Genomic DNA, 25612 nt, shown 5'->3' with positions numbered 1-25612 from the left:
GGACAGGTCTCGGGCGGGCGGGCGGTGGGGGGACGATCGGGCCGGCGCGGCAGCCGGTGGGGGCGGCTACTCGGCGGTGGCACCGGAACGGCTGCGGGCGACGATCGAGGACGCGGCGAAGTTGACCACCAGCGTCATCAGGAACAGGGCGAGTCCGGCTGCCATCAGCGCGGACATGCCGAACGGGCTGGCCTCGCCGTAGCGCAGCGCGATCAGCGACGAGACCGAACTGGTGCCGGTCTGCAGGATGTGCGGCTGGATCGCGAACACCGGGGAGATCACCAGGTAGACGCCGATCGTCTCGCCCAGCGCGCGGCCGAGGCCGAGCATGGTGCCGCCGATCATGCCGCCGGTGGCGAACGGCAGGACCACCGAGCGGATCATGCCCCAGCGGGTCGCGCCCAGCGCGTACGCGCCCTCACGCTCGCCGACCGGCGCCTGGGAGAAGACCTCCCGGATGATCGAGCAGATGATCGGGGTGACCATCATCGCGACCACGATGCCGGCCACGAAGGTGGAGGCGGTGTAGACGGTGGCGGTGGCCAGCGGGTCGTGCGGGTCGGCCCCGTCCACCGTGAACAGCGGGAACCAGCCGCCGTAGGTGGACAGCCAGCGGGCCAGGCCGATCACCTTGCCCTGGAGGAAGAACAGCCCCCACAGCCCGTAGACCACCGAGGGCACCGCCGCCATCAGGTCGACCACGCTCACCAGGGTGCGGCGCAGCCGGACGGGGGCGTACTCCGCGATGTACAGCGCGGTGCCGATGGCCAGCGGCACCGAGATCACCACCGCGACGGTGGCGATCAGCACGGTGCCGGTGAGTACCGCGGCGATCCCGAAGTGGCCGGCGTCCGGGTCCCATTGGGCGGTGGTGAGGAAGCCGAGGCCGGCCTTGCGCAGCGCCTGCCAGGCCCGGTACAGCAGGAACCCGCCGACCAGCAGCATGACGGCCAGCACCAGGCCGCCGCCGCTGCGGGCCACCGCGTGGAAGAGCCGGTCGGGCAGGGCGGAGTCGGAGTACAGCCGGCGGCGCCGGTCCGCGCCGTGGTCGGGCCCGGCCGGTCGCGGCTGTGTTCGTATGCTCACCGAACGCACGATCACGGGGTGCAGTGGCCGCGCCCGCACCAGTGTGTGAACGACAGCACCCGTAGGGGCAACTTCCGTTCACCTCGCGGCGATCACCCCACACAAGCGGAGGGGGCCGCCGTTCCGTCGCGGTGCGGCGGAACGGCGGCCCCCTCCATACGGGTACCGGTACGGGTGCCGGCCCGGCTCAGTGCGCGTCGCCCCAGGGAACCGACGGCGCGGCGCCCAGGTCCAGTAACAGCACGCGGAACCGGTCGTACGCGGCCTGGCAGGTGGAGTGGCGTTCGTACGCCCGCGAGGACACCGCCCGGACCTCGCCGTCGGCGTCCCGTAATCGCCAGATCCACCCGTTGGACTCGGCCGCGTGCTGCACCCCGCCGAGCAGCGAGGCCGCCGCCTCGCACAGCGCCTCGAACGCGGCCCGGCAGGCCTTCTCGTCGGGATGGGTGACCGCGCCGAGCGCGATCACCCGCCCGTTGTTCGCGGTCAGCCGCCACGAGTACCAGCCGTCCTCGCCGATGTCGATCTGGCACCGGGTCCCGATCCCGCCGACCCCCAGCGCCCCGGTCTCCCGGGTCATCGCCCCACCCCACCCTTGTCGGCTCGCCCCCGGCCCCACGCCCGAGGCACGGCCGCACGCCGTGAACCCGCGCGCGGCACCGGCAATGTATTTGCGGAATCTTGCCTTGGGCATGCTTCACAGGATCGGCGCGGGATACTTCACCACGAAGTTGCCCGTCGTTCACGCAGGGTGAATCCGCCTCCGCATACCCCCGACCAGGCGTACGGCAGGGGGCGTTCAGGCGTCGCCGCGGTTCTTCCAGCGGAAGGTCAGCAGGCACAGCAGCAGGCCGCCGAGGCACCACGCGCCCAGGACCAGCGCGGTGCGGCCGCTCTCCCAGGCGCCCGCGGGTTCGAGAGCGGCGGCGGCCTGCGGGAGGAAGACGCTGCGCAGGCCCTGGCAGAGCCATTTCAGGGGGAAGAAGGAGCCGACGGTGAGCATCCAGTTCGGGATGGTGTCGATGAGGATGTAGACACCGGAGATGAACTGGAGGACCAGGAAGGGCAGGACGACCACGGAGGTGGCGCTGCGCCCGGACCTGGGCACGCTGCTGATCGCGATGCCGAGCAGCGCGCAGCCGGTGATGCCGAGCACGAACACCCAGCCGAAGGTCAGCCAGCGGCCGGCGGTGGAGGGCAGGTCCACGCCGTAGACCGTGGTGCCGAAGGCGAGCAGGACCGCGGTCTCCAGCACGCCGGTGACCAGCACCAGCCAGATCTTCCCGAGGAAGTACGCGGCCGGGGGCATCGGGGTGCCGCGCAGCCGCCGCAGCACCTTCTCGTCCCGCTCGATGGCGATGGAGATGCCCAGCGACTGGAAGCTGGTCGACATGATGCCGGACGCGATCATCGAGGTGACGTAGTACTGCGACGCGGTGGTGCCGGTGTTCTTCATGGTGTCGCTGAAGATGGAGGCGAAGAGGAAGAGGAAGACGATGGGGAAGGCGAAGGTGAACACCACCTGCTCGCGCTGGCGGAAGAACAGCCTGATCTCCATCGCGCCGCGCAGCAGCCCGAGTTGCCACGCTCCGGGCAGCCGCTCCCGGTCGCTGCCGGTCCCGCCGGCGGTGCCGGCGCCGTCGGCGCCGTCGGGTTCCGGCTGGGCCGCGGGCGGCGCGGCGTCGGCGGCGGTCATCGCGGGTCCTCCTGTCCGATGAGTCGCAGGTAGACGTCCTCCAGGGTCGGCCGGGTGACCCGCAGTCCGGGGATCTCCCCGTCGAAGCGCCGGGCGAGCGAGGTGACGGTGGCGGTCGGGGTGCCGGTCTCCTCGGACCGCTCGACGCCGTCCGGACCGGCCCAGTGCACGGTGGCCCGGGCCTCGGCCCGGCCGGCCAGCGAGCCGGGCGGTCCCTCGGCGACGACCCGGCCGGCGGCGATCACCGCGAGGCGGTCGGCGAGGGCTTCGGCCTCCTCCAGATAGTGCGTGGTGAGGATGATGGTGGTGCCCTCCGCGGCGAGGGTGCGGATCAGCTCCCAGAACTGACGCCGGGCCACCGGGTCGAAGCCGGTGGTCGGTTCGTCGAGCAGCAGCAGCCGGGGTCCGCCGATCACGCCGAGCGCCACGTCGAGCCGCCGGCGCTGCCCGCCGGACAGCTCCTTGACCCGGCTGCGGGCCTTGGCCTCCAGCCCGACCAGCGCGATGACCTCGGCCGGGTCCCGCGGCCGCGGGTAGTAGCGGGCGAAGTGCCGGACGGTCTCGCCGACGGTCATCTCGGTGACCGCCGACTCGTCCTGCCACACGATGCCAACCCGTGCCTTCCACCGGCGGTCCGGGGCGGCGGGGTCGGCGCCCAGCACGCTCACCTCGCCGCTGTCGCGGGACCGGTGGCCCTGGAGGATCTCCACCGTGGTGCTCTTGCCGGCGCCGTTGGGCCCCAGGAGCCCGAACACCTCGCCCGCCCGGATGTCCAGGTCGAGGCCGTCCAGCGCGACGACGTCGCCGTACCGCTTGCGCAGCCCCCGTACGCGTACCGCGTCCCCCTCGGCCATGCGTCAAGCCTGCCGCTCCGCGGCCGGCCGCGCGGGGGAACCCGGAAACTGCCGACCTGCCTTCGGCGCGAGGTGCGCGGGGCGCGGGGCGCGGGGCGCGGGGCGCGGGGCGCGGGGCGCGGGGCGCGGGGCGCGGGGCGCGTGAAGGAACGATTGTCCCGGTTGGGTAACGGGCGGGCGGTGCGCGGGCTTCGTCCTTAGTCTGACTGTCCCACCGGGTTTGCCAGGGGGGCGCCCGGGGTTCGATCAGGGGACATCAGGGACACCATGAACCGCTCTCGTATGCTCGCCGCCGCCGCGGTCGCCGCCGCGGCCGTCGCCGGAGCACTGCTCGCGCCCGCCCAGGCGGACGCGTCGGCCGGGTCCGTGCACCTGTACAAGATCTACTACAACAGCCCGGGCTCCGACACGCGGACCAACTCCAGCCTCAACGCGGAGTACGTGCAGATCGCCAACACCACGTCGAAGTCCGCGAGCCTGAAGGGCTGGACGCTCACCGACGCGTCGAGGCACACCTACACCTTCGGCACGTACACGCTCGGCGCGCACAAGACGGTGGCTGTCCGCACCGGCAAGGGGACGAACACCGCGGCCAACCGGTACCAGGGCCGGGCCGCCTACGTGTGGAACAACGACAAGGACACCGCCACGCTCCGGTCGTCCAAGGGCACCAAGGTCGACACCTGCTCGTACAACTCGACGCGGGTGGCGTACAAGATGTGCTGAGCGCGATCCGTGGCGCCGGTGCGGGCCGGGACGGCGGGGCGGGTGCCCGGGGCGCCCGCCGATCCACCGTCGCGAACCGCGCCGGCGGCGCGGCGTCAGACGACGCCCTCCGCGTACTCCGCCATCTCCGCCTGCCCGGCCAGGGTCGGCGCCTCGTAGTCGCGCCGGCCGGCGACCAGCCACCAGACGGTGGCGAGGATCAGCACCACCGCGAGCGCGATCGGCGCGTAGTTGAAGGAGGAGACCGTCACCAGGTGGTGCGCGGGGCGGGTCTGCGGCAGGCAGAACAGCACGGTCACGAAGACCACCCAGGTGACCGCGGTCCAGCCGATCAGCGCGCTCCAGCGGCCCAGGTGCCAGGGCCCGCGCTGGAAGCGGCGGCCGGCGCGCAGCCGCAGGTAGATCGGGATGGCGTAGGCCGGGGTGATGCCGATGACGTTGATCGCGGTCACCGCGCCGTACGCGACGGTGCTGTACAGGGCGGGCAGCGCGAGCACCGCGGCGACGGCGACGGCCAGCCACACCGCCCGGGTCGGCGTGCCGGTACGGCCGCTGACCCGGCGCCAGAGCCGCGAGCCGGGCAGCGCGCCGTCACGGGAGAACGCGAACACCATCCGGGAGCAGGCGGCGACCTCGGCGTTGCCGCAGAACAGCTGCGCGATGATCACCACCAGCAGCAGCGCCTTGGCGCCGCCCGAGCCGAGCGCGTCGAGGAAGATCTGCGCCGGCGGCACGCCGGTGCCGGTGTTCTGGGTGCCGGCGTAGTCCTGGATGGCGTAGGTGAGGCCGCAGAGCAGCACGAACCCGGCCAGCCACGACCAGCCGATCGCGTGCACGATCCCGCGCGGCGCGCTGACCTGCGCCTTGGTGGTCTCCTCCGACAGGTGCGCGGAGGCGTCGTAGCCGCAGAAGGTGTACTGGGCGAGCAGCAGGCCGATCAGGACGACGTACCAGTGCGACGACCAGCCGGTGTCGTTGACGAACGTGGTGGCCATGAAGTGCGGCGACTCGTGCCGGTCGGGAACGATCACCAGGGCCGCGACGATCGCCGCGACACCGGCCAGGTGCCACCACACCGACACCGAGTTGAGCAGGTTGACCAGGCGCACGCCGAAGAGGTTGAGGGCCGCGTGCAGCAGCAGGATCACCAGGTAGATGGCCATCGTCCGGCCCGGGGTGGGATGGAAGCCCCACTCCAGGTTGGCGAAGGCGCCGGTGAACAGGGCGGCGCCGTAGTCGATGCCGGCGATCGCGCCGAGCAGGCCGAGCAGGTTGAGCCAGCCGGTGTACCAGCCCCAGCGGGGGCCGCCGAGCCGGTTGGCCATGTCGAAGAGCGCGCCGCTGGTCGGGTACGACGAGGTGACCTCCGCGAGCGCGGCGCCCACCAGCATCACCATGGCGCCGACCACGACCCAGCCCCACAGCATCACCGCGGGGCCGCCGGTACTCAGCCCGAACCCGTACAGCGTCATGCAGCCGGAGAGGACCGAGATCACCGAGAACGAGATGGCGAAGTTGCCGAATCCGTTCATCTTCCGGCTCAGTTCGGGCTCGTAGCCCAGTTCGCGCAACAGACTGTCGTCGTCCAGCCGTGATACGGCGGGGCCGGGTTCGGCCTGTGACATGGCACAACCTCCTGGGGGATCACGGGTCGGGGGCGGATGGGTTCGGGGCCTTGTGGGCCCGAGGGGCCGGGGCGGTTCAACGCCCGGGCGCTGCCTACCCGTTCGGGGGCGCGCCGGCGATCGACAGGCACTGCCTGCGGGCCTTGAGGAACTCGTCGAGCCCGGACTGCGGGTCGGCGGGGTCGGCGGCGACCATCGTCCAGGGCTGCGCGGTGACATGGGTGCCGAGCACCCGGAAGACCTCGGCGCCCTCGTCGAAGCGGCGGCCCGCCCACAGCGCGTGCGCCAGGTGGTTCAGGTCGAGCGGCGAGGACTCGGCGGGCAGGGCGCGCCGGAACCAGCCGCGCAGCGCCCGGTCGACGTCGGCGGTGAGCGGTTCGCGGGTCCACTGCACCCGCCCGATCGGGTCGTACCTGCCGCCCTCGCGCTTGGCCCAGTAGTGCTGCGCGTAGGCGTACACCGGCAGCACCAGCAGCGGGGAGCCCGACTCCAGTTCCACCCATGTGCCCACCCAGTGGGCGAAGTTCAGCGCCTGCGCGGGTCCGCCGAGCCGCGCCTTCAGCAGGAACTGGAGCATCCGGTGGTGGGCTTCGCGGTTGTACGGGTCGCGGCGCCGCGCCTCCTGGAGCAGCCGCCAGGGACCGGGCGGCAGCATGTCCTCGGGCGCGGCCATCCGGTGCTCGGGCATGAGCTGCTCGGCGTCGAGCACGGCGAGGGCCAGCAGGCACACCCAGGGCACCGGGTCGGCGCGGGCCAGGCGGGCGGCGTCCCAGACCGTGCTCCTGGCCTGCTCGGCGAGTTGGGCCGCGTCCTCGTGGCCGGAGCGGTGGGCGCGCAGGACGCGCTCGGTGCCGACCCGGGCCCGCATCATCATCGCGTCGACGCTGCCGGGCTCCTCCGACAGCCACTCGCGCACCACGTGCGAGCGGGCCGCGGCGGACGCGAGGACCTGCGAGCGGGCGGTGCGCAGGCCCCACCGGTCCCCGGTGCGGGCCAGCAGGTCGCGCATCGCCAGCCAGCGTCCGATCCGGACCTCCTCCAGGGCGATCCGCAGTTCGGAGTCGAGCCCGACCGGATCGAAGGAAGGGTTGAAGTCGTTCCTGCCCGGCTGCCCGGCGCCCTTGCGGCCCGACGAACCGGCCCCCTTGCGCAGTGCGCTCACCAGGCGGTCCGGCCGTCCGGTACGCAGGCACGGCGACACCGTGCGGGGCCTTCGCCCGGGGAGCGGCGGTCGGGCGTGCGGTCGCGCATCAGACCCGGCGGGGCGCCGGCCGATGGCAAGGGCATCGGGTTACCTCAATGGGGGTAGGCAGCGTCGCGGCAGTTGCTCGGAGTCCATGGTCCGGTGATGCCGGAAATGGCGGCACTTCGGGATGTTCGCCCGTCGATATACGGTCATGTCGCCTCGGCCACGGTTCCTTGTCGCCACCGTAAAACCCCGTGTCCGGTCGAGCGTTCGGTGGTGGCGGGGAAAGCATCTGATCAGAATCCCGGGCACGCACATCACAGCGGTGATATCACAGGGGTAATATCCGCGATTCGGAGAAGCCGCGGCCGACGGACGGACGGGGAAGGGGCTTTCGTGGCCGAGGAGGAGGACCGCCGCTGCGTGCAGTGCGGCTGCCGATTAAGCCGGTACAACGACGCGGTGAGGTGCGGTGCGTGCGCGCGGACGCGGCCGCGCGAGGCGGTACCGGGGCCGCACGCCATACCCGCCCGCCTGTGGGACGAGCCCGAGGTGCGGGACGCACTGGGCAAGATGGACTTCGGCGGGTTGAGCCGGATCGTCCGGGAGCGCACCGGCCTGCGCCAGGAGGACGTCGCGGCACTGACCGGAATTCGGCAATCCTACCTGTCGGCACTTGAGTCCGGCGCGCGGCGGCTGACGAACCTGGAAAAGGCACTCCAGTTCGTGAACGGACTGGGCGTACCGCATTCCTTCACACTTCTCCCGGGAAAACACACGGACTCGGTACCGAATAAGGCGGCCGGTGCGCCGCGCGTCGCGGGAACCGGCTCGGGCGGGCTCGGCGGCGGGCTCGCGGGGTCGATCGGAACCGGGCTCGCGGGCCCGCTCCGCGGCGGGCTCGCCGGCACCGGAGTTCCCGAGCGCGGCGCGACCGCCGGCGCCGACCCCGACTGGGCCGACCCCGTCGCCGTCGCCGACCGCGCCCGCAGCGTCGCCGCGGTGAACGTCGACGACGGCACCCTCGTCGCCCTGCGCGGCGCGATCGACGAGATCGTCGCGCGGTACGAGGCGGACGGGCCCGGGCTGCTGGCCCCCCGTGCCGCCGGACTGCTCCGGCTCCAGCACGAGTTGCTCGGCGGTCCCCAACACCCGCGTCAACGGCACGCGTTGTACACGCTGACCGCGACGACCGCCGCGCTGCTGGCCTACATGTCGGTCAACGCGGGCCGGTTGACGGTCTCCGCGACCTATGCCGCCCACGCGCTGGGGCTGGCCGAGGAGGTCGAGGACCGCGACCTGGTCGCGTGGATCCGCGGCACCCAGTCCTTCGCGGCGTACTACGGCGGCTGCTACACCGAGGCCCACGAGCTCGCCCTCGCCGGGCTGCGCGCCGCGCCCGGCAGCCCGCAGGCCGTCCGGCTGCTCGCCAACGGCGTCGCCCGCGCGCTCGGCCGGCTCGGCGACCGGGCCGGCGTGGAGCGCGCCGCCGACCGGGCCCTCCACCTCAGCGAGGACACCGCGCTGCCGGCCGGCCTCACCCCGTGCGTCTCGCCGGCCCCCTACGGCCGGGCCCGCACCCTCGCCAACCTCGCGACCGCCCACCTCTCGCTCGGCGACACCGCGCGGGTGCTCGGCTACGCCGACGAGGTCGAGGCCCACGTCAACGGCTCCGACTCGGTGTGGAGCCGCGCCCTGGTCGCGCTCGACGTCGCCACCGCGCTGCTGGAGCGGCCCGGGCCCGACCTCGAACACGCCCTGTCGCTGGGCCGGTCGGCGCTCGAACTCACCGTGGACAGCCCGATCAGGTCGGTCGCCCAGCGCGCGCACGAGCTGCTGGCCAGGACCGCGCCGTGGCGCGCCGAGCAGGCCGTGCGGGAGTACGCCGAGACCCTGGAGCTCTGGTGCGACCGGGCTCCGGTGGCGGTGGGCGAGACGGTCGCCGGAACCGCGGCGGGCCCGCGGGGGTGAGGTCCGGTGCGGGCTACGTACGGGTCCGCGCGGGGGCGGCCGAGGACGGGGAGCCGGCGGGCGCGGAGGATGGTGCGGCGGGTGCGGACGACGGTGCGGCGGGTGGGGAAGACGCCGACGACGGCGCCGACGCAGACGCGGGCAGGAAGGGCCGCAGCATGTGCCGCAGGTCCGCCTCGTCGACGATGTGCAGCGCGCGGGCCGCGATCCGGCCCTGGGCGTCGATCACCACGGTGGCCGGCACGCTCTGCGGATTGACGCTGCCCTTGGGGAACTTGAGCACTTCGCGGCCGAACGGGTCGAACAGGCTCGGGTAAGGCAGCGCGAACCGCTTCTGGAAGGCGGCGGCGTTGGCCCGGCCGCCGTCGCGGGTGTCGATGCCGAGGAACCGCACGCCCTGCGCGCGGGTGGACGTCGCGACCGAGGCCAGCCCGGGTGCCTCGGCGCGGCAGGGACCGCAGGTGCTGGACCAGATGTTGACCACCACCACGTGGCCCTTGTAGGCGGCGAGGCTTTCCTGTCCCCCGGTCAGCGTGGAGCCGGTCAGGTCGGGTGCCGCGACGCGGTCCGCGACGGCGATCGGCGCGAGGTCGTCGGTGACGCCACCGCCGTTGCCGTGCGAGCCGCCCCCGAGGCCGCACGCGGCGAGCAGCGGGGCGAGGCCCGCCGCGACGAGCAGGGTGCGCGGGACGCGGGCCCGCCGCGTCCGGGCAGGCGGGCGCGAAGCTTCCGATCGGCGGGTCCGGATCATACGGCCCAATCTCGCACAGGCCAGGAACTCGCCTTCACCTGGGCCTGGTTGGAGCCGCGCCCTCCGCTTACGCGCCCCGCGGGGACGCACCCGCGGACGCAGGACCCGCGGGGGGCGGCTCCATCCGGCTCGGGAGGTCAGCTCGCGGCGGTCCACCGCGCGACCGTGGTCACCTCGGCCTGCCGGGGGAAGACCTTCTCGGTGAGCACCCGGTGCACCTCGGGGTCGGCGTCCGCGCAGGCGTCGGCCAGCACGACGAGCCGGTAGTCGCGGTCGGCCGCCTCCCGCAGGGTGGACAGCACCACCCCGCTGGTCGCGATGCCCCCGAGCACCAGGGTGCGGACGCCCTGCGCCCGCAGCACCACCTCCAGGTCGCTGCCGGTGAAGGCGCTCACCCGGCGCTTGACGACGACCGTCTCGCCGTCGGCCGGCGCCAGGTCCGCGTGCACCTGGGTGGCGGGGCCGCCCTCGGACAGGTCGGCGCCGCTGGTGGCGATCGCGGAGAAGGACTGGTTGGCGGGAGAGACCTCCGGGTAGCCGGGGCGGAAGCCGACCCGGACGTGGATCACCGGCACGCCCGCCGCACGGGCGGCGGCCAGCGCGTCGGCGGCCGCGGCCAGCGTCTGCGGGGTGCCGAGGCGTTCGACCACGCCGTTCTGGAAGTCCATCAGCAGCAGTGCCGCGTTCACCTGGTCGTTCACGTTCACGGTGGTTCTCTCCTCGCCGTCCGGCCCCGTTCGCGCCCGTACCTTACGGCACCGGCGGGCGGTCGCCGCGGGTGGCGGCGGCCGGCCGATCCCCGTGCGGGCGCGGGCCGTTCAGAGCAGCGTGAGCACCCGCGGGCCGGACTCGGTGACGGCGACGGTGTGCTCGATGTGGGCGGCGCGGCTGCCGTCCACGGTGCGCAGGGTCCAGCCGTCCGGGTCGGTGACGTAGGCGTCCCGCCCGCCGGACATCAGCATCGGCTCGATGGCCAGCGCGAGGCCGTGCCGCAGCGGGTAGCCGCGGCCGGGCCGGCCGCGCCCCGGCACGTGCGGGTCCTCGTGCATCCGCCGCCCGATGCCGTGCCCGCCGAAGTCCGCGGGCATGCCGCAGCCGGCCGCGCGGGCCACCTCGCCCACCGCGTGCGAGATGTCGCCGATCCGGTGGCCGACCACGGCGGCGGCGATCCCCGCGTCGAGCGCCCGCTGGGTGGCCTCGATCAGCGCGGTGTCCTCGGGGCGGGGCGTGCCGACGGTGAAGCTGGTCGCGGCGTCGCCGGTCCAGCCGTCGAGTTCGGCGCCGCAGTCGATGCTGACCAGGTCGCCGTCGCGCAGCCGGTAGTCGTTCGGGATGCCGTGCACGACGGCGTCGTTGACCGAGGCGCAGATCACCGCGGGGAACGGCACGGGGGCGAACGAGGGCCGGTAGCCGAGGAACGGCGAGCTCGCACCGGCTTTGGCGAGCACCTCGCGTGCCGCCTCGTCCAGTTCGGTGAGGCGCACGCCCACCGCGGCGGCCGCCCGCACCGCGGCCAGTGCCTGCGCCACCACCCGTCCCGCCTCGCGCATCGCGTCCAGCGCCGCGTCCGTCTTGATCTCGACCACGGGACCACGCTCCCCATTCTCATACCGGATAACTATCCCGGTATTAGTATCACGTCCATGGTGCGCAATCCTCTGACCCCCGAAGAGCGAGCCCGCGGCGAACGTCTCGGCGCGCTGCTCCGCACTGCCCGCGGCGACCGGAGCATGACCGCCGTCGCGGCCTCGGCCGGCATCTCCGCGGAGACGCTGCGCAAGATCGAGACCGGCCGGGCCCCCACCCCCGCCTTCTTCACGATCACCGCCCTCGCCGCCGCCCTCGGCCTGTCCGCCGACCGGCTCGCCGCCGAGTGCGCCGCCGCGGACGAACCCGAACCCCTGACCGCGTAAGGGCTCCCTCCTGGCCACCCGACGACCTCGCGCCGAGCCCGCGCGAGCGCGGTAGGGCGCGGGGCGCGGAAGCGTGGGACGCGGGCTCTCTCCTCAGAAGGGCGGCGCCGCGCCAAAAGGGAGTGGCCTCGTTGCACACCGGCTCGGCAGGATCGGTCCTGTGATGCGCCATGCCGATGAGGATCCCGAACTGCTCGCCCTGGTTCACCGCTACGTCACGCCCGAGCGGCGGTACATGAAGCTCGGCGGCAGCTTGCCCGGGGGCGAGGCTGGGCCCTGACATTCGTCGGTGGGATCACGTACTACCGCCGGACCAACCCTGCCATGGCCGAGCTTGGGCGACGCACCATCGCCGAAGTGCTCGCGGTGCCTGTCCCGTGAGGGCCGTCATCAGTGACGAGACGGCCAGCGACCGCCTGCATCGCACCGTCGTCGTCTCCGCCACCCGCACGGCTGAACTGCGTCGAGACAACGCGCAACGACCGTGATCGACGCACAAACCCCGCCGTCGCCGGCGGACGGAGCAGCGCACCCCGAAGAGCGGAGGTCGTCGGTAGGCTGCCGCAGCCCCACCCTGGTCCGGAGGCCGACCGTTTACTCGAGTTCGCTCATCGAGTACAGCTGCGCAAACTCGTCGGCGAGTATGCCCATGACGACGAGATCATGGTGTCGGCTGGCAAAGAACACGTGATCGCGCAGGCGCCCCTCCTCGGCGAAGCCAAGACGGCGATGCAGTGCCAGCGATGCCTCGTTGTGCGCGAAGATCCGCGCCTCGCATTTGTGATAGCGCCGTTCGGCGAACATGAACCGCAGCAGCATCACCACGGCTTCTGCCGCGTAGCCCTTACGCCGGTGCCCAGCGCCCATCGTGATGCCGTACTCGAACCGCCCCGCCCGCGGATCCGCGTAGTGGGAGCCGACAGCCCCGACGATCTGCCCCGTGTCCACGGCTTCGACGGCCAGAGCGAAGCAGTCACCGTCGGACTTCGCGACGGCCTGTTCCTTCGCCCAGGCCCGGAACCCCTCGGCGGACCGAGGCGGATGCAGGAGGCCTCCCGACCGCTCCTCATCGATGGCGAAGCCCACGAACGCCGTCCAGTCCTCGGGCTCGATACCGCGCAGACGTACCCGCTCACCAGTCCAGAACGAAGTCATCCCCTATTCGATCACGCCGTGCCATGCGACGCACAGGCCCTCTCCCACCCCTGGGCCCGAACTGCCTTGTCCTACCCGTGGAGCCGGATCACCTTCGTACGTCATGGAGCCGCGGAACGCTGCCGTGGCGGGAGCAGGGTGGGCAGGCACGCGGTAGCAGGGAGAGCACAGGCCACCGGCCCGCCCGGACCTCCGCTCCCCCGGCCCGCCCGCCCCCCGGCCCGGACCTCCGGACCGCGCACCGCCCGGCCACCCCGGCACCCGGGAACCGCGACCGCGAACACCCCCACCCCACCCCGCCGTTACTCCGTTCGCGGGGACGCGGCGCGGATATCGCCCGGACCCTGGACACCCCCGGGACGCACCGCATAGTCTCGCGTCGTTCCGCCCATATGAAACGTTTCATCCCCATGCGAGGGGTAACGCGCGACCCCCCGCGCGGCCGTCCGGCACGAAACGCCCCGACCAACCGCTTCGCGCAGAGCGCTGTCATGAGCCTGCCCAGACCACGCCAGGAGCCGACATGAATCGTTCGACCCACGAAGCGGGTGGCCCGGTGCCGCCCCGCCGCCGCACCGTACTGAAGTCGCTCGGCGCCGCGGGGGTCGCCGCCGCGGCCACCCCGCTGCTGCCCCTGAGCACCGCGCACGCGGAAGGCACCGGAGCCGCGCCGGCCATCGACTGGAACGGCCCGAGCACCGTCTCGAAGACGACCCCGACCCTCCAGGTCGTGGTCAACCCCAAGATCCGCCGCGAGTCGCCGATCCACGACGCCGTCTACAGCGCGCTGCGGAACCTGGACACCGACTACATCCGCTTCGTCCCGTGGTTCCCGTATCCGAAGCTCGGCGTGGCCGAACTCGAAGCGCCCGCCGACGGCCGTACCAGCTGGGACTTCTCGCTGATCGACCCGCTCGTGGAGGACTTCGAGAAGGCCACCCGCGGCAGATCGACGATCCTCAACTTCAGCACCACCCCGGAGTGGATGTGGCAGCCCGCCCCCTGGACGATCCAGGACGGCGCGCTGCGCGTGTACGGCGGCGACAACGGCATCGCCGCGAGCGGCACGGACTGGACGGACTACACCCTCGCCGTCGACGTGACTCCGCTGGGCACCGGCGCGCAGGACGGCGCCAGTTACGCGCAGGCGGGCTGGATGGTCCGGATGCAGGACGCCGGGAACGGCTACGCCTTCCTGCTGTCCAACTACCCCTACACGTCGCCGGCCGCGACCGGCTACCTCACCTTCGTCCGGTTCCAGAACGGCGGGGTCGCCTCCGTCCAGCCCACGGCGCTGCCCTTCGCCGTCGAGGCCGGCACGACCTACCAGGTGCGGACGACGGTCGCCGGCGCCGACCTGACCGTCAGCGTCGACGGCACCGACGTGCTGACCGTGCACGACACCACCTTCGCCGCGGGGACGGTCGGCTTCCGGGAGAACGGCTCGGAGTCGGCCACCTTCGACAACGTGCAGGTGACGGCCGCCGGTGGACAGACGCTCCTGGCCGACGACTTCTCCGGCGACCTGTCCCGGTGGGCGGCGCCCGTCGCCTACCCGGACGACCCGGACGCCCCCGCCTTCGGCTACTCCCAGGGCCAGCGGCTCGCCGTCCCCGTCTCGGTGGTGGCCGACTACTACCGGCGCCTCGTCTCCTGGTACACCGCGGGCGGCTTCACCGACGAGTACGGCACCTTCCACCGCTCGCCGCACCACTACGAACTGCCGTACTGGGAAGTGCTCAACGAGGTCGACTTCGAGCACGCCCTCAGCCCGCAGGAGTACACCGAGCTGTACGACGCGATCGTCACCGCGATCCGCGAGGTGTCGCCACGCACGAAGTTCGTCGGGCTGGCCCTCGGCAACTCGGCCGGCTTCGACTACTACCGGTACTTCCTGGACCGGGCCAACCACCAGCCGGGCGTGCCGCTGGACTTCATCAGCTACCACTTCTACGCCCAGCCGAACCCCGCCGACACCGCCGACGACTACGGGCCCGACGGCTTCGCGCAGGCGGACGGCTTCCTCTCGACCGTCCAGCAGGTCGAGGCGATCCGCAAGCAGCTCGCGCCGGACGTCCGCACCACCGTCGACGAGCTCGGCTCGATCCTCCCGGGCTCGGCCACCCAGGCCGATCCGGCGCCGATCCCGGACGCGTACTGGAACTTCTCCGGCGGCATCTACGCCTACGTGTTCGCCCGGCTGGCCCTGATGGGCATCGATGTGGTCGGCGAGAGCCAGTTGATGGGGTACCCGAGCCAGTACCCATCGGTCTCGATGCTGGACTGGAACACCGGCGCCCCCAACGCCCGTTACCGGGTACTGGAGTTGATTCTCGACGAGATCCGGACGGGAAGCCGCCTCATCGAGGTCGCCGGTCAGCCCGCCTCGGGCGCCTATGTGCTCGCGCTCGACGACCGGGGCCGCCGCAAGGTGCTGCTGATCAACCGGACCAACGCGCCGGTCACCGTGGACATCCCCGGCCTGCGGGGAGCGCACCTCCGCATCGTGGACCAGCAGTCGGGCGGCGGCGAGATCCGCGGCGAGTGGAACCACGCCGACACCTGCACCCTGGGCGGGTACGCGGTCGTGGTCGCGACCTTCGTGGAGTGACGCGGCGCGCCGCGTGGCGCGGGTGCCACTACGCTCGCCGCAGCCGACTTGGGGAGGTTCCGTGTCCGGGTACGTCACCGTGCTGACCACGACCGACAGTGCCGAGCGTGCCGAGCAACTGGCGCGAGCGGCGGTCGGGGCCCGCGCCGCGGCCTGCGCGCAGATCGACGGCCCGATCCGCTCGGTGTACTGGTGGCAGGGCGAGGTCCGCACCGACCAGGAGTGGCGGGTGCTGTTCAAGACCCCGGCCGAGCGGTACGACACCCTCGAAGCGGTCCTGAGGTCGGCCCACACCTACGACACTCCGGAGATCATCGCGCTGCCGGTCGAGCGGGGCAGCGCGGAGTACCTGGCGTGGCTGGACGCGGAGACGGCCGCGGGCTGACCCGCCGCCCGGCCACCGCCCGTCGGCCACCGCCTGACGGTCACCGCCTGACGGTCACCGCGGGAGGACCGCAACCGCCCGCCCGTACGCCCCGGTTGACCGAGGTGCGTACGGGCGGGCAGGTCTCGGGCGGGCCCGTCCGTACGGGTACGGGTAGGTGCGGGCGGGCCCGGCCCGGGCTCAGGCCGCCGCTGCCGCCTCGGCGATCTGCTCCGCGCTGGGCGCCAGCCGGGGCGACACCGCGGTGACCAGGATCGCCACCACCATGAAGGCCGCCGCGATCAGCAGCCCCCGGTGGAACCCGGCCACCAGCGCATCCGACGGCGAACTGCCGTGCGCCAGGTCGGAGGTGGACTTGGACGTGGACAGCGTGGTGACGACGGCGAGGCCGAGCGCGCCGCCGACCTGGTTGAAGGCGGTGACGACGCCGGAGGCGGCCCCGGCCTCGTGGGCGGAGACGTCGGCGACCGCGGCGATCTGTGCGGGCACCGCGACGGAGGTGATGCCCGCGCCGAACAGCAGCAGCCCGGGCAGCAGTTGGGCCGCGTAGGACCCGTCGGCGCCGGCCTTGGTGAGCAGCAGCAACCCGACCGTACTCATCACGGCGCCGCCGATCTGCACCGGGCGGGTGCCGAACCGCGTGACCAGCGGGGTGGCCGCGACCGCGCCGAAGATCGCGGTGCCGCCCATCGGCAGGAACTCGACGCCCGCGTGCAGCGCCGAGCCGTGCCGGGCCTGCTGGAGGAAGATCGCGGTCAGGAAGAACATCGACAGGAAGCCGGCCCCGTTGAGCGCCAGCGCGCCGCCGGCCGTGCTCAGCGCGCGGGAGCGCAGCAGCCGCAGCGGCACCAGCGGTGCGACCGCGCGGGACTCGACCGCGAGGAAGCCGATCAGCATGGCCACCCCGCCGACCAGGCAGCCGAGCACCTGGAAGGAGGACCAGCCGGCCGGTTCGGCCCGCACCACGCCGAAGACGACCGCGAGCAGGCCCCCGGTGCCCAGCAGCGCACCCGGCAGGTCGAAGGAGCGGGTACCGGTCCTGGCCGGGAAGTGCCGGACGAACATCGGCGTGGCGATGACCAGGCCGACCACGATCGGCACGTTGACGATGAAGACCCAGCGCCAGCTGAAGGAGTCCACCAGCACCCCGCCCGCGACCACGCCGAGGGTGCCGCCGAGACCGGCGAGACCGCCCCAGATGCCCATGGCGATGTTGCGCCGGCGGCCGTGCTCGAAGGTAACGGTGAGGATGGACAGCGCGGCCGGTGAGAGCATCGCGCCGCCCAGGCCCTGCACGGCGCGGGCCGCGATCAGCAGCCCGGGTGAGCCGGCCAGGCCGCCGGCCAGCGAGGTGACGCCGAACAGGACGAGCCCGGCGACGAAGATCCGGCGGGACCCGAGCAGGTCGGCCGCGCGGCCGCCGAGGAGCAGGAACCCGCCGAACAGGAGGGTGTAGACGCTGATCACCCATTGCAGGCCGTCGGTGCTGAAGCCCAGCGAGGACTGGATGTCGGGCAGCGCGACGTTCACGATCGTCACGTCGAGCACCACGATGAATTGAGCGAGGGCCAGCACGGTGAGCGTGGCCCAGGGACTGCGTCGCATGGTGTCTCCGCAGATAGCTGGTGACTGGTGACTGGTGGCCGGCGATCGGGCGATCGGTCGCCGGTGCTCCGGATCGGGACAGGCCGGATCCGGTGGGCATCGCCGTTGTGTACGGCGTATGCTTACGGAGTCACCATACATGAGATGTGTACAACGTATACCGGCGACCCGGAGCGGGTCGCCGGGAAACCAGGGGGGAGGACCGGCGGCACCGCCGACCGGGCTCGACGTGCGCGCACGCTGCGTACGATGTACACGACCGAGCTGATCGGAAGGCGGAGACATGGCCGCGCACAAGCGCCTCAACCGGGACGAGCTGGTCGCGACAGCCCTGGGCGTGATCGACGCGGAAGGTCTGGAGGCCGTCACCATCCGCCGGGTCGCGCAGCAGCACGACGTGACGCCCATGGCCCTCTACCGGCACTTCCCGGACAAGGACGGCCTGCTCGACGCCATCGCCGAGCGCCTGCTCGACGAGGTCGAGGTGCCGGAGGCGGACGACCGGCCCTGGCACGAGCAGTTGGAGGACCTCCTGTCCGGCGTGCTCGACTCGCTGCGCCCGCACCCGAACGCCGCCGTGCTGCTGATCAACCGGATCGTGGCGAGCGAGGCCGGCCTCGACCTCACCGAGCGCGTCCTCACCCAGCTCGAAGCCGCCGGGATGGACGTCCAGCAGGCGGCGGACAGCGCCTGCCACGTGCTCTTCTCGCTGATCACCCTGGTGATAGGCGAACCCGGGGTCGCGGCCGGATCCGCCGAGGAGCAGGACGCCGAACTCCGCGGCCGGCGGGCCTACTTGCAGTCCCTCCCGCCGCGCCGCTACCCGCACGTCGTCAACGCCGCGGACGCCCTGTCCATGTGCGCGAGCGCCGAGTTGTACTACCGGCGCGGACTCGAACTGATCGTCACCGGGCTGCGCGGACTGCAGAACGCGGCCCGTCCGGTCGCCGGCTGACCCGGCAGGAACCCCTGGCGCGGCCCGCCTCACGGGCACCCGGCTGCCCCCGCGGTGCACCCCGCCGGACCGGCGGGGCCGTCTCCGCCGCCCGCAAGCCGCCGCCGAACACGACGATCAGCACCGGGAATTAACGCAAAGTACCTTCTGCGGCCGGTCTACGCGCGTATCTTGAGCGCGGTCGCGCGCGCCTCCTCCTTCCCCGACGGGAAGCGGACGTGCCCGTGACACCGTCAGTCACCCACCGCACGAAGGAGATCCGCTCCGGTGTCGCACTCCTCTGGGGCCGCCTCGCCCCCCGCGAGACCCGGTACGTCCGGGCAGCCGTCGCAGCCCGCGCAGGCCACGTCCGCGACCGGCACGCCACACTCCGCCCGGTTGCGCAAGCGGGTCCTGCCGTTCGGCATAGCCGGCGCCGTCGTCCTGGCGGGCATCGGCGTCCACTCAGCGTTCGCCTCGCCGTCCGCCGACGCGGTGGTCGCCGAGGTGTACGGCGGCGGGGGCAACTCCGGTGCCACGTACACCAACGACTTCGTCGAGCTGGCCAACGCCGGCAACTCGGCGCTGGACCTGGGTGCCTACAGCGTCCAGTACCTGCCGGGCGCGCCGACCGCCAGCTCGAAGTGGCAGGCCACCCCGCTGACCGGATCGCTGGCGGCGGGCGGCCGCTACCTGGTCGGCGAGGCCGCGGGCACCGGCGGCAGCACCGCGCTGCCGACGCCGGACGCGAGCGGGACCATCGCGATGTCGGGCACGTCCGGCACCATCGCACTCGTGCAGGGTGCGGACCCGCTGACCTGCGTGACGGCGGCGGACTGCGCGGCGGACTCCCGGGTCAAGGACCTGGTCGGCTACGGCACGGCCGTGGTGCACGAGGGCAGTGGTCCGGCGGCCGGCGCGAGCAACACCGAGTCGGTGGCGCGCGGGACCGCGCTGACCGACACCGACGACAACGCCGCCGACTTCACCGCGGGCGACCCGACCCCGCAGAACTCCGCGGGCACCGGCGGCGGTCCGACCTCGCCGCCGACCACTCCGCCCACCACGCCGCCCCCCACCTCACCGCCGGCCGCGGTGAAGATCCACGACATCCAGGGGGACACCCGGGTGTCGCCGTACGAGGGCAAGGCGGTGACCGGCGCGACCGGCATCGTCACCGGAGTGCGCGCCTACGGCTCGTCGCAGGGTTTCTGGTTCCAGGACCCGCACCCCGACAACGACCCGCGCACCAGCGAGGGAATCTTCGTCTACACCAGCTCCTCTCCCACGGTCTCGGTCGGCGACAGCGTCTCCGTCGACGGCACGGTCTCGGACTACTACCCGGGTGGAGCCGACACGGGGGTGCAGGCGGTCACGGAGATCACCAAGCCCGCGGTGACCAAGATCTCCAGCGGCAACGCGCTGCCCGCCCCCGTCGTCCTCGATGACACGAAGGTCCCCGACTCCTTCGTGCCCAGCGCGGGCGGCGGCTCCATCGAGAACCTGCCCCTGCGCCCGTCCGAATACGCGCTCGATTTGTACGCTTCCCTCGAAGGGATGAACGTCCAGATCGGCAGCAGCCGGGTGGTCGGCGCCACCGACCCGTACTCCGAGCTGTGGGTCACGGTGAAGCCGAAGGAGAACCCGACCAAGCGCGGCGGCACCCTCTACGAGGGCTACGACGGCCCCAACTCCGGCCGCCTGATGGTCCAGTCGCTCATCCCGACCTCCACCTCGGCCTTCCCGACGGCGAACGTCGGCGACACGCTGAACGGCACCACCGCCGGCCCGCTGGACTACAACCAGTTCGGCGGCACCTACGCGATCCAGGCCCGCACCCTCGGCACCGTCAAGAGCGGCGGCATCACCCCCGAGGTCACCGCGAAGGCGAAGTCGGACCAGGCCACCATCGCCACGTACAACGTGGAGAACCTCGCGCCCGACAACCCGCAGTCGAAGTTCGACGCGCTGGCCAAGGGCCTGGTCACCAACCTGCGTTCGCCGGACGTCGTCGCGCTGGAGGAGATCCAGGACAACGACGGCGCCAAGGACGACGGCGTGGTCGCCGCCGACCAGACGCTGACGAAGCTCACCGCCGCCATCGTCGCGGCAGGCGGCCCGCACTACCAGTGGCGCGAGATCGACCCGGTCAACGACAAGGACGGCGGCGAGCCCGGCGGCAACATCCGCCAGGCCTTCCTCTTCAACCCCGACCGGGTCGGCTTCACCGACCACGCCGGTGGCGACTCGACCACCGCGGTCGGCATCACCGGCACCGGCAACTCGACCGAACTCACCGCCTCCCCCGGCCGGATCGCGCCGAACGACACGGCGTGGACCGACAGCCGCAAGCCGCTGGCGGGCGAGTTCACCTTCCGCGGCAAGAAGCTGTTCGTCATCGCGAACCACTTCGACAGCAAGGGCGGCGACCAGGGCATCGACAGCCGCTTCCAGCCTCCCGTGCGCAGCTCGGAGGTGCAGCGGGTGCGGCAGGCGATCATCGAGCACGACTTCGTGCAGCAGCTCGAGACCGCCGACCCGAAGGCCGAGGTCGTCGTTCTCGGCGACCTCAACGACTACCAGTTCTCGCCCGCGGTGACCTCCCTCACCGACAACGGCAAGACGCTGACCGACCTCGTCAACACCCTCCCGGTCGTGGAGCGCTACTCCTACGTCTACGAGGGCAACTCCCAGGTACTCGACCACATCCTGGTCAGCCCGAACCTCGACAAGCACGTGGACTACGACGTGGTCCACATCAACTCCGAGTTCGCGAACCAGACCAGCGACCACGACCCGCAGGTCATCCGGCTCAAGCCGTGACACGCTCTCGGCACTGACCCGTTGACGGTCGGCGGTGGCAACGAAAGGAGCCGCCGCCGACCGTTTTCGTGCGCCGGACGATCGGAAGCGAACAGGGTCGATCCGTAACGATCCGCATACACAGAGGCATCGCTCACGCTACGCTCATCGCACAGGGCAGATGAAACCCCTTTTGTCCGAGGAGTGTTGACCGTGAGTAATACCTATGGCCACTGGCTCAAGGCGCGGCGTCTCGCAGCGGGGCTCACCCAGGAAGAGCTGGCCCAGGCCGCCGTGATGACCCGCTCGCACATCGCGCACATCGAGGCGGGCCGCCGCCTGCCGTCCCCGGACGACGCCAAGCGACTGGACAAGGCGCTCAACACCGGCGACGTGCTGAGCAGTTTCCTGCCGGAGCGGGACGTGGCCGTCGCCGACTACTTCGAGGCGGCCCGGCAGCTCGAACAACAGGCGACGGAGATCCGCGAGTTCGCCCTGACCTTCGTACCCGGCATCCTCCAGACGGAGGCGTACGCGCGGGCGGTGTTCGACACGTGGTACCCCGCCCGCACCGAAGAGGAGCGCGACCGTTTCATCGTCACCAGGCGACAGCGGGCTGAGATCCTGAACCACCCGTCGAGCCCTGCCGTATGGGCCGTACTGGACGAGTCGGTTCTGCGGCGAGTCATCGGCAGCCCGGAGGTCATGGCTGAACAGCTCATGCACCTTGCCGACTTGGCGGAGCGTCGACGCGTCCGCCTGCACGTCCTGCCCTTCGGAGTCGGATACCAACCGATTCTGGCAGGCATGTTGACCCTGATGTGGTTCGAGGACCAGCCACCCGCCGCCTACAGCGAAGGAGCGTCCATCGGGAAGGTCCACGATTCCCCGACCGTCGTCCAGGCACTGCAAGGTCGCTACGATCTGGCTCTGGGCGATGCGATCCCCATGCGGGAGTCCATCGCTCTCCTGGTAGCGACGGCTAAGGACTATGGACACCATGACAAAGCACTCGATCGCTGATGCGTCCAGACTGACCGGCTGGCGCAAGTCCACCTACAGCAACGGCGAAGGCGGAAGCTGCGTCGAGATCATCGACCACCACCCCACCGGCGTCCCCGTACGCGACTCCAAAGACCCCCACGGCCCGGCCCTCCTCTTCGACGCCCCCGCCTGGACCGCCTTCCTCACCGCCCTCAAGAACGGTGAACTCGCCTAGCGTTCACCTCACCCCGGCATCTCCCACAGCACACCCTCCACCGCACGCACAGCCCGCTCCAACGTCGAGAAGCACGCATCGGCCTCCGCGAGCTGGTCCTTCGTGTGCGTGGTGGTCACGGCATGGACGGTGCAGCCGGCGTCGCGGCCGGCGCGGATGCCCGCCGGCGAGTCCTCGATCACCGTGCAGTGCCGCGGGTCGGCGCCGAGTCGTGCGGCCGCAGCGAGGTAGCCGTCCGGTGCGGGTTTGCCGTACGGGACGTCCTCGGCGCAGATCCGCACCTCCGGTACGGGGAGTCCGAGTCGTTCCATGCGCGGACGGGTCGCCTCGCGTCGGCTGGAGGTCACGACCGCCCAGCGGGTCCGCAAAGCGCCCAGCACACGGGCGGCGTCCGGGTAAGCGCGCAGGTGCACTTCCTCGGCGGCCATCAGCTCGTCCAGGGCGCGGTGTTCCTCCGCGATGTCAAGATCGGGGGCCACCAGACGGAGCGTGTCTAGGCGACGCCGACCTTGGGCGGCCTGCCGTACGTACGCCGGATCCAGTCGCCGGAGTCCCGCCCAGGCGGACCACACCCGGTTGTGGGCGGCCCCGGAGTCGATCAACACACCGTCCACGTCGAACAGAACAGCAGCAGGGCCCGCTCCCGTCATCATCCGCTCACCCTCGCAGCATTGACGGTCGGAGGACCATGGACAGCATGGCCCACCACACCATCCCGGACGCCTCCGCCCTGACCGGCTGGCGCAAGTCCACCTACAGCAACGGCGACGGCGGAAGCTGCGTCGAGATCATCGACCACCACCCCACCGGCGTCCCCGTACGCGACTCCAAGGACCCCCACGGCCCGGCCCTCCTCTTCGACGCCCCGGCCTGGACCGCCTTCCTCACTGCCCTCAAGAACGGCGAGCTGTCCTAGAGTTCGCCGTCCTCCCGCACGACGTCGGCGAGCGCCGCGGTCACCATCCGGCGGACCGTCGTCGGAGACGGAGGCCCGGCGTCGCGGTCCGCGAAGAGGAGGTGCCCGCCGCCCACCAGGGAGAGGGTGAGGGAGTCGATGTCGGCCTCGGCCGCGATACGGCCCGCGGCACGCTCCTCGGCCAGGTAGCCGGAGACCGCGGCCGTGAGCTCGGTGAGGATGGCGATGCCGCCTCCGGGCCTCGCCCGCCGCAACCGCGCGCGCAGCTCGTCCCGGAACGTGATGAGCGGGATGATCGCGACCGGCACCGGGCCGAACAGGGTGGTCAGCGCGCCGGTGAGGTTGCCGGCCAGGGTGCCCGTGCCGACGCACTCCCCCAACGCCTCTGCCTGTACCGCGAGTTGCGCGGCCCGGTCCTGCACGAGCTCGGCGAGGAACGCGTCGAAGTCGGCGAAGTGCCGGTGCAGGACGCCTTTGGCGCAGGACGCCTCGTCGGTGACGGCCCGGCTGGTCAGCCCGTTGGGGCCGTCCCGCAGGAGCACGCGCTCGGCCGCGTCGAACAGCTGCTGCCGCGCGTCGCGCAGGTGTACCCCGGTCGGCACGTACCGATCCTCCCGTCGTGGGATCCCTGGCATCCGTTGGAAAGTGGGCACCCGCCCACTAGAGTGAACGCATGCCCACTTTACCGCCGGAGCGGCCCGCGCCGCCGCCACTCCATGAGGCCCGGCAGACGGCCGAGTCCTTCGGCACCGATGCCCAGCGCTACGACCGGGCCCGACCGCCCTACCCCGACGACCTGGTGGCGCGGGTCCTCGCCGGAAGCCCGCCGCCGGGCACCCCGCACCCCCTCGACGTGCTCGACGTCGGCTGCGGGACGGGCATCGCGGCCCGCCAGTTCCAGACCGCCGGTTGCACCGTGACCGGTGTCGAACCCGACGTCCGCATGGCCGACTTCGCCCGATCCCGCGGCTTGCGGGTCGAGACGGCGACCTTCGAGACCTGGGAACCGGCCGGCCGGTCGTTCGACGCGGTGATCGCCGCGCAGTCGTGGCACTGGGTGGACCCGGTCGCCGGCGCCGCGAAAGCGGCCCAAGTGCTGCGCCCGCACGGGCGCCTGGCGATCTTCGGGCACGTCTTCGAGCCGCCCGCCGAGGTGGCCGAGCCGTTCGCCGCCGCTCTCCGTCGGGTGGCACCGGACTCGCCGTTCAGCGGCCGGCCCGCGCGACGCCCGCTGGACGTCTACCAGGCGGGGTACGCGACGATCGCCGACACGCTCCGGGAGAACGGGCAGTTCGAGGAGCCGGAGCAGTGGCGGTTCGACTGGGAGCGGTCCTACACCCGCGACCGGTGGCTGGACCTGCTCCCCACCACCGGCGGCCTCACCCGGCTCCGCCCCGACCAACTGGCCGAGATCCTGGGCGCGGTGGGCCAGGCCATCGACGCCCTGGGCGGCCACTTCACCATGCGCTCCACCACCCTGGCGACCACCGCGGTACGGTCCGCCGCCGGCTGACCGGGTCCGGACGCCGCCACCGGTCGTCCGCACACCACCCCCACGACACCCGGCCGCCAGGCACCGGGGCCGAGTAGTTCCGGTACAGGATTTGGCGCTGAGATCGATCACGGGCTGACCTGGGGCTGAGTTCTATCTGGCGGATCGCGACGCCGTAGGCTCCAGCCCGTGCACAAGACGCTGACGGAGCACGCCCGCTGTCTCTACGGAGATGAGTACCGCCCCACACCGGAGTGCGGCCAGGAGCACCGCGAGCACTACTTCGTCGAGGAGCTGACCTTCGCGGACGTGGACACGATCCTCTCGATGCTGCATGAGCTCTGCCCGAACGTGGTCGACGGCCGCCTCCCGGTGTGGGTCCGCAACCTCGCCTACCGGCTTGCGCTCCTGCAGCGGCCGGACGAGCCGGCTTTGCTCAGGTCGGCCGCAGAGAACCTGTGGCTGCACGGGCCGGACTGGGACGACATCGCGGCGGAACTCACTCAGCACGCTGACGCTCTGGACAGCACGTGAGTACCCGCGCCATCAGCCAAGGCAGCGGCTTTGTCGATAGCACAGGCTGCGGCGGGTTTGAGGCCGTTCAGTCAAAGACGCAACCGAGCACCTGGCCGGACAGGTGTGCGCCCTGGACGCCGGGTGGCGGCAGATGCAGGCCCGCCTGGAG

General features: G+C 72.1%; 25 protein-coding genes. 12 read left to right on the top strand and 13 right to left on the bottom strand.

The features are described 5' to 3' along the window. Positions 1-66: 66 nt before the first annotated feature. The 4 genes from pstC to C4U44_RS06740 form a co-directional block, all read right to left on the bottom strand. Entirely contained in the window at positions 67-1086 is a 1020-nt protein-coding gene (gene pstC, locus C4U44_RS06755; protein WP_235031846.1) for a phosphate ABC transporter permease subunit PstC, read from the bottom strand. A 187-nt stretch (positions 1087-1273) separates the two neighbouring features. Next, complete coding sequence (locus C4U44_RS06750; protein WP_103884668.1) at positions 1274-1666, bottom strand: YegP family protein; 393 nt, start codon at positions 1664-1666, stop codon at positions 1274-1276. A 219-nt stretch (positions 1667-1885) separates the two neighbouring features. Continuing rightward, positions 1886-2644: an ABC transporter permease gene (locus tag C4U44_RS06745; protein WP_235031886.1), complete on the bottom strand. Its 759-nt coding sequence runs from the start codon at positions 2642-2644 to the stop codon at positions 1886-1888. A 134-nt stretch (positions 2645-2778) separates the two neighbouring features. After that, entirely contained in the window at positions 2779-3636 is an 858-nt protein-coding gene (locus tag C4U44_RS06740; protein ID WP_103884666.1) for an ABC transporter ATP-binding protein, read from the bottom strand. Between the two features lie 267 nt (positions 3637-3903). Here C4U44_RS06740 and C4U44_RS06735 point away from each other — a divergent pair, with 267 nt between their 5' ends. Further along, a complete protein-coding gene (locus C4U44_RS06735; protein ID WP_103884665.1) occupies positions 3904-4362 on the top strand; it encodes a lamin tail domain-containing protein in 459 nt (152 codons plus the stop codon). Between the two features lie 95 nt (positions 4363-4457). Here C4U44_RS06735 and C4U44_RS06730 read toward each other — a convergent pair whose 3' ends face one another. Together C4U44_RS06730 and C4U44_RS06725 are read right to left on the bottom strand one after the other, a co-directional pair. Beyond that, positions 4458-5987, bottom strand: coding sequence for an amino acid permease (locus tag C4U44_RS06730; RefSeq protein ID WP_103884664.1), 1530 nt, complete (start codon positions 5985-5987; stop codon positions 4458-4460). A 94-nt stretch (positions 5988-6081) separates the two neighbouring features. After that, on the bottom strand, positions 6082-7149 hold the full coding sequence (locus tag C4U44_RS06725) for a hypothetical protein (RefSeq protein ID WP_235031845.1): 1068 nt from the start codon (positions 7147-7149) through the stop codon (positions 6082-6084). Positions 7150-7569: 420 nt separating this feature from the next. Between C4U44_RS06725 and C4U44_RS06720 the strand changes: the two genes are divergently transcribed. Next, complete coding sequence (locus tag C4U44_RS06720; protein ID WP_160144989.1) at positions 7570-9144, top strand: helix-turn-helix domain-containing protein; 1575 nt, start codon at positions 7570-7572, stop codon at positions 9142-9144. Positions 9145-9157: 13 nt separating this feature from the next. Here the strand turns inward: C4U44_RS06720 and C4U44_RS06715 are convergent, their stop codons facing one another. The 3 genes from C4U44_RS06715 to map all read right to left on the bottom strand — a co-directional run bounded on the left by C4U44_RS06715 (position 9158) and on the right by map (position 11481). Beyond that, positions 9158-9895 (bottom strand): TlpA family protein disulfide reductase, encoded by a 738-nt coding sequence (locus tag C4U44_RS06715; RefSeq protein ID WP_103884662.1) that lies wholly within the window; start codon positions 9893-9895, stop codon positions 9158-9160. Positions 9896-10032: 137 nt separating this feature from the next. After that, positions 10033-10563 carry a cysteine hydrolase family protein gene (locus C4U44_RS06710; protein WP_200823162.1) on the bottom strand — a complete coding sequence of 177 codons (531 nt, stop codon included), beginning with the start codon at positions 10561-10563 and terminating at the stop codon, positions 10033-10035. 150 nt (positions 10564-10713) lie between these two features. Next, positions 10714-11481, bottom strand: a complete 768-nt coding sequence (map, locus tag C4U44_RS06705) for a type I methionyl aminopeptidase (RefSeq protein WP_103884661.1) — start codon at positions 11479-11481, stop codon at positions 10714-10716. Positions 11482-11538: 57 nt separating this feature from the next. On the opposite strand from map, the gene C4U44_RS06700 reads away from it, so the two are divergent. Beyond that, positions 11539-11808, top strand: a complete 270-nt coding sequence (locus tag C4U44_RS06700) for a helix-turn-helix domain-containing protein (protein WP_103884660.1) — start codon at positions 11539-11541, stop codon at positions 11806-11808. Positions 11809-12402: 594 nt separating this feature from the next. On the opposite strand, the gene C4U44_RS06690 is transcribed toward C4U44_RS06700, so the two are convergent. Next, entirely contained in the window at positions 12403-12963 is a 561-nt protein-coding gene (locus C4U44_RS06690) for a GNAT family N-acetyltransferase (RefSeq protein ID WP_103884659.1), read from the bottom strand. Between the two features lie 523 nt (positions 12964-13486). Between C4U44_RS06690 and C4U44_RS06685 the strand changes: the two genes are divergently transcribed. Next, the gene (locus C4U44_RS06685; RefSeq protein WP_103884658.1) at positions 13487-15574 is read left to right on the top strand and encodes a GH39 family glycosyl hydrolase; all 2088 of its coding nucleotides are present in this window, start codon (positions 13487-13489) and stop codon (positions 15572-15574) included. Between the two features lie 61 nt (positions 15575-15635). Continuing rightward, the gene (cutA, locus tag C4U44_RS06680) at positions 15636-15959 is read left to right on the top strand and encodes a divalent-cation tolerance protein CutA (protein ID WP_103884657.1); all 324 of its coding nucleotides are present in this window, start codon (positions 15636-15638) and stop codon (positions 15957-15959) included. A gap of 180 nt (positions 15960-16139) precedes the next feature. On the opposite strand, the gene C4U44_RS06675 is transcribed toward cutA, so the two are convergent. Further along, the gene (locus C4U44_RS06675) at positions 16140-17564 is read right to left on the bottom strand and encodes an MFS transporter (protein ID WP_103884656.1); all 1425 of its coding nucleotides are present in this window, start codon (positions 17562-17564) and stop codon (positions 16140-16142) included. 283 nt (positions 17565-17847) lie between these two features. On the opposite strand from C4U44_RS06675, the gene C4U44_RS06670 reads away from it, so the two are divergent. The 4 genes from C4U44_RS06670 (at position 17848) to C4U44_RS06655 (ending at position 22519) form a co-directional block, all read left to right on the top strand. Continuing rightward, entirely contained in the window at positions 17848-18519 is a 672-nt protein-coding gene (locus tag C4U44_RS06670; RefSeq protein ID WP_103884655.1) for a TetR/AcrR family transcriptional regulator, read from the top strand. Positions 18520-18897: 378 nt separating this feature from the next. Continuing rightward, on the top strand, positions 18898-21321 hold the full coding sequence (locus C4U44_RS06665; protein ID WP_103884654.1) for an endonuclease/exonuclease/phosphatase family protein: 2424 nt from the start codon (positions 18898-18900) through the stop codon (positions 21319-21321). 192 nt (positions 21322-21513) lie between these two features. Next, the gene (locus C4U44_RS06660; protein WP_103884653.1) at positions 21514-22323 is read left to right on the top strand and encodes a helix-turn-helix domain-containing protein; all 810 of its coding nucleotides are present in this window, start codon (positions 21514-21516) and stop codon (positions 22321-22323) included. Continuing rightward, positions 22301-22519, top strand: coding sequence for a DUF397 domain-containing protein (locus C4U44_RS06655; protein ID WP_103884652.1), 219 nt, complete (start codon positions 22301-22303; stop codon positions 22517-22519). Before C4U44_RS06660 ends, C4U44_RS06655 begins: the two co-directional genes overlap by 23 nt. 8 nt (positions 22520-22527) lie before the next feature. On the opposite strand, the gene C4U44_RS06650 is transcribed toward C4U44_RS06655, so the two are convergent. Then, positions 22528-23169 carry an HAD-IA family hydrolase gene (locus tag C4U44_RS06650; protein ID WP_235031885.1) on the bottom strand — a complete coding sequence of 214 codons (642 nt, stop codon included), beginning with the start codon at positions 23167-23169 and terminating at the stop codon, positions 22528-22530. 47 nt (positions 23170-23216) lie between these two features. Here C4U44_RS06650 and C4U44_RS06645 point away from each other — a divergent pair, with 47 nt between their 5' ends. Then, complete coding sequence (locus tag C4U44_RS06645) at positions 23217-23435, top strand: DUF397 domain-containing protein (protein WP_103884791.1); 219 nt, start codon at positions 23217-23219, stop codon at positions 23433-23435. Here the strand turns inward: C4U44_RS06645 and C4U44_RS06640 are convergent. Then, positions 23432-24037, bottom strand: coding sequence for a TetR/AcrR family transcriptional regulator (locus C4U44_RS06640; protein WP_103884650.1), 606 nt, complete (start codon positions 24035-24037; stop codon positions 23432-23434). The two genes, C4U44_RS06645 and C4U44_RS06640, sit on opposite strands and share 4 nt — an antisense overlap. Positions 24038-24108: 71 nt before the next feature. On the opposite strand from C4U44_RS06640, the gene C4U44_RS06635 reads away from it, so the two are divergent. Then, on the top strand, positions 24109-24948 hold the full coding sequence (locus tag C4U44_RS06635; RefSeq protein WP_103884649.1) for a class I SAM-dependent methyltransferase: 840 nt from the start codon (positions 24109-24111) through the stop codon (positions 24946-24948). A gap of 168 nt (positions 24949-25116) precedes the next feature. Next, positions 25117-25461, top strand: coding sequence for a hypothetical protein (locus tag C4U44_RS06630; RefSeq protein WP_103884648.1), 345 nt, complete (start codon positions 25117-25119; stop codon positions 25459-25461). Positions 25462-25612: the final 151 nt, after the last annotated feature.

This window comes from Actinacidiphila yanglinensis, assembly GCF_900107965.1.
Taxonomy (GTDB): Bacteria; Actinomycetota; Actinomycetes; order Streptomycetales; family Streptomycetaceae; genus Actinacidiphila; species Actinacidiphila yanglinensis.
This window is presented reverse-complemented; position numbering and strand designations above follow the sequence as displayed.

Bases quoted from the DNA above. Each gene is read 5' to 3' on its own strand.
- C4U44_RS06750 (WP_103884668.1), bottom strand. From the start codon at position 1,666: ATGACCCGGGAGACCGGGGCGCTGGGGGTCGGCGGGATCGGGACCCGG.
- C4U44_RS06745 (WP_235031886.1), bottom strand. From the start codon at position 2,644: ATGGAGATCAGGCTGTTCTTCCGCCAGCGCGAGCAGGTGGTGTTCACC.
- C4U44_RS06740 (WP_103884666.1), bottom strand. From the start codon at position 3,636: ATGGCCGAGGGGGACGCGGTACGCGTACGGGGGCTGCGCAAGCGGTAC.
- C4U44_RS06735 (WP_103884665.1), top strand. From the start codon at position 3,904: ATGAACCGCTCTCGTATGCTCGCCGCCGCCGCGGTCGCCGCCGCGGCC.
- C4U44_RS06730 (WP_103884664.1), bottom strand. From the start codon at position 5,987: ATGTCACAGGCCGAACCCGGCCCCGCCGTATCACGGCTGGACGACGAC.
- C4U44_RS06715 (WP_103884662.1), bottom strand. From the start codon at position 9,895: ATGATCCGGACCCGCCGATCGGAAGCTTCGCGCCCGCCTGCCCGGACG.
- C4U44_RS06710 (WP_200823162.1), bottom strand. From the start codon at position 10,563: ATGGACTTCCAGAACGGCGTGGTCGAACGCCTCGGCACCCCGCAGACG.
- C4U44_RS06700 (WP_103884660.1), top strand. From the start codon at position 11,539: ATGGTGCGCAATCCTCTGACCCCCGAAGAGCGAGCCCGCGGCGAACGT.
- C4U44_RS06690 (WP_103884659.1), bottom strand. From the start codon at position 12,963: ATGACTTCGTTCTGGACTGGTGAGCGGGTACGTCTGCGCGGTATCGAG.
- C4U44_RS06685 (WP_103884658.1), top strand. From the start codon at position 13,487: ATGAATCGTTCGACCCACGAAGCGGGTGGCCCGGTGCCGCCCCGCCGC.
- C4U44_RS06675 (WP_103884656.1), bottom strand. From the start codon at position 17,564: ATGCGACGCAGTCCCTGGGCCACGCTCACCGTGCTGGCCCTCGCTCAA.
- C4U44_RS06670 (WP_103884655.1), top strand. From the start codon at position 17,848: ATGGCCGCGCACAAGCGCCTCAACCGGGACGAGCTGGTCGCGACAGCC.
- C4U44_RS06655 (WP_103884652.1), top strand. From the start codon at position 22,301: ATGACAAAGCACTCGATCGCTGATGCGTCCAGACTGACCGGCTGGCGC.
- C4U44_RS06650 (WP_235031885.1), bottom strand. From the start codon at position 23,169: ATGACGGGAGCGGGCCCTGCTGCTGTTCTGTTCGACGTGGACGGTGTG.
- C4U44_RS06645 (WP_103884791.1), top strand. From the start codon at position 23,217: ATGGCCCACCACACCATCCCGGACGCCTCCGCCCTGACCGGCTGGCGC.
- C4U44_RS06635 (WP_103884649.1), top strand. From the start codon at position 24,109: ATGCCCACTTTACCGCCGGAGCGGCCCGCGCCGCCGCCACTCCATGAG.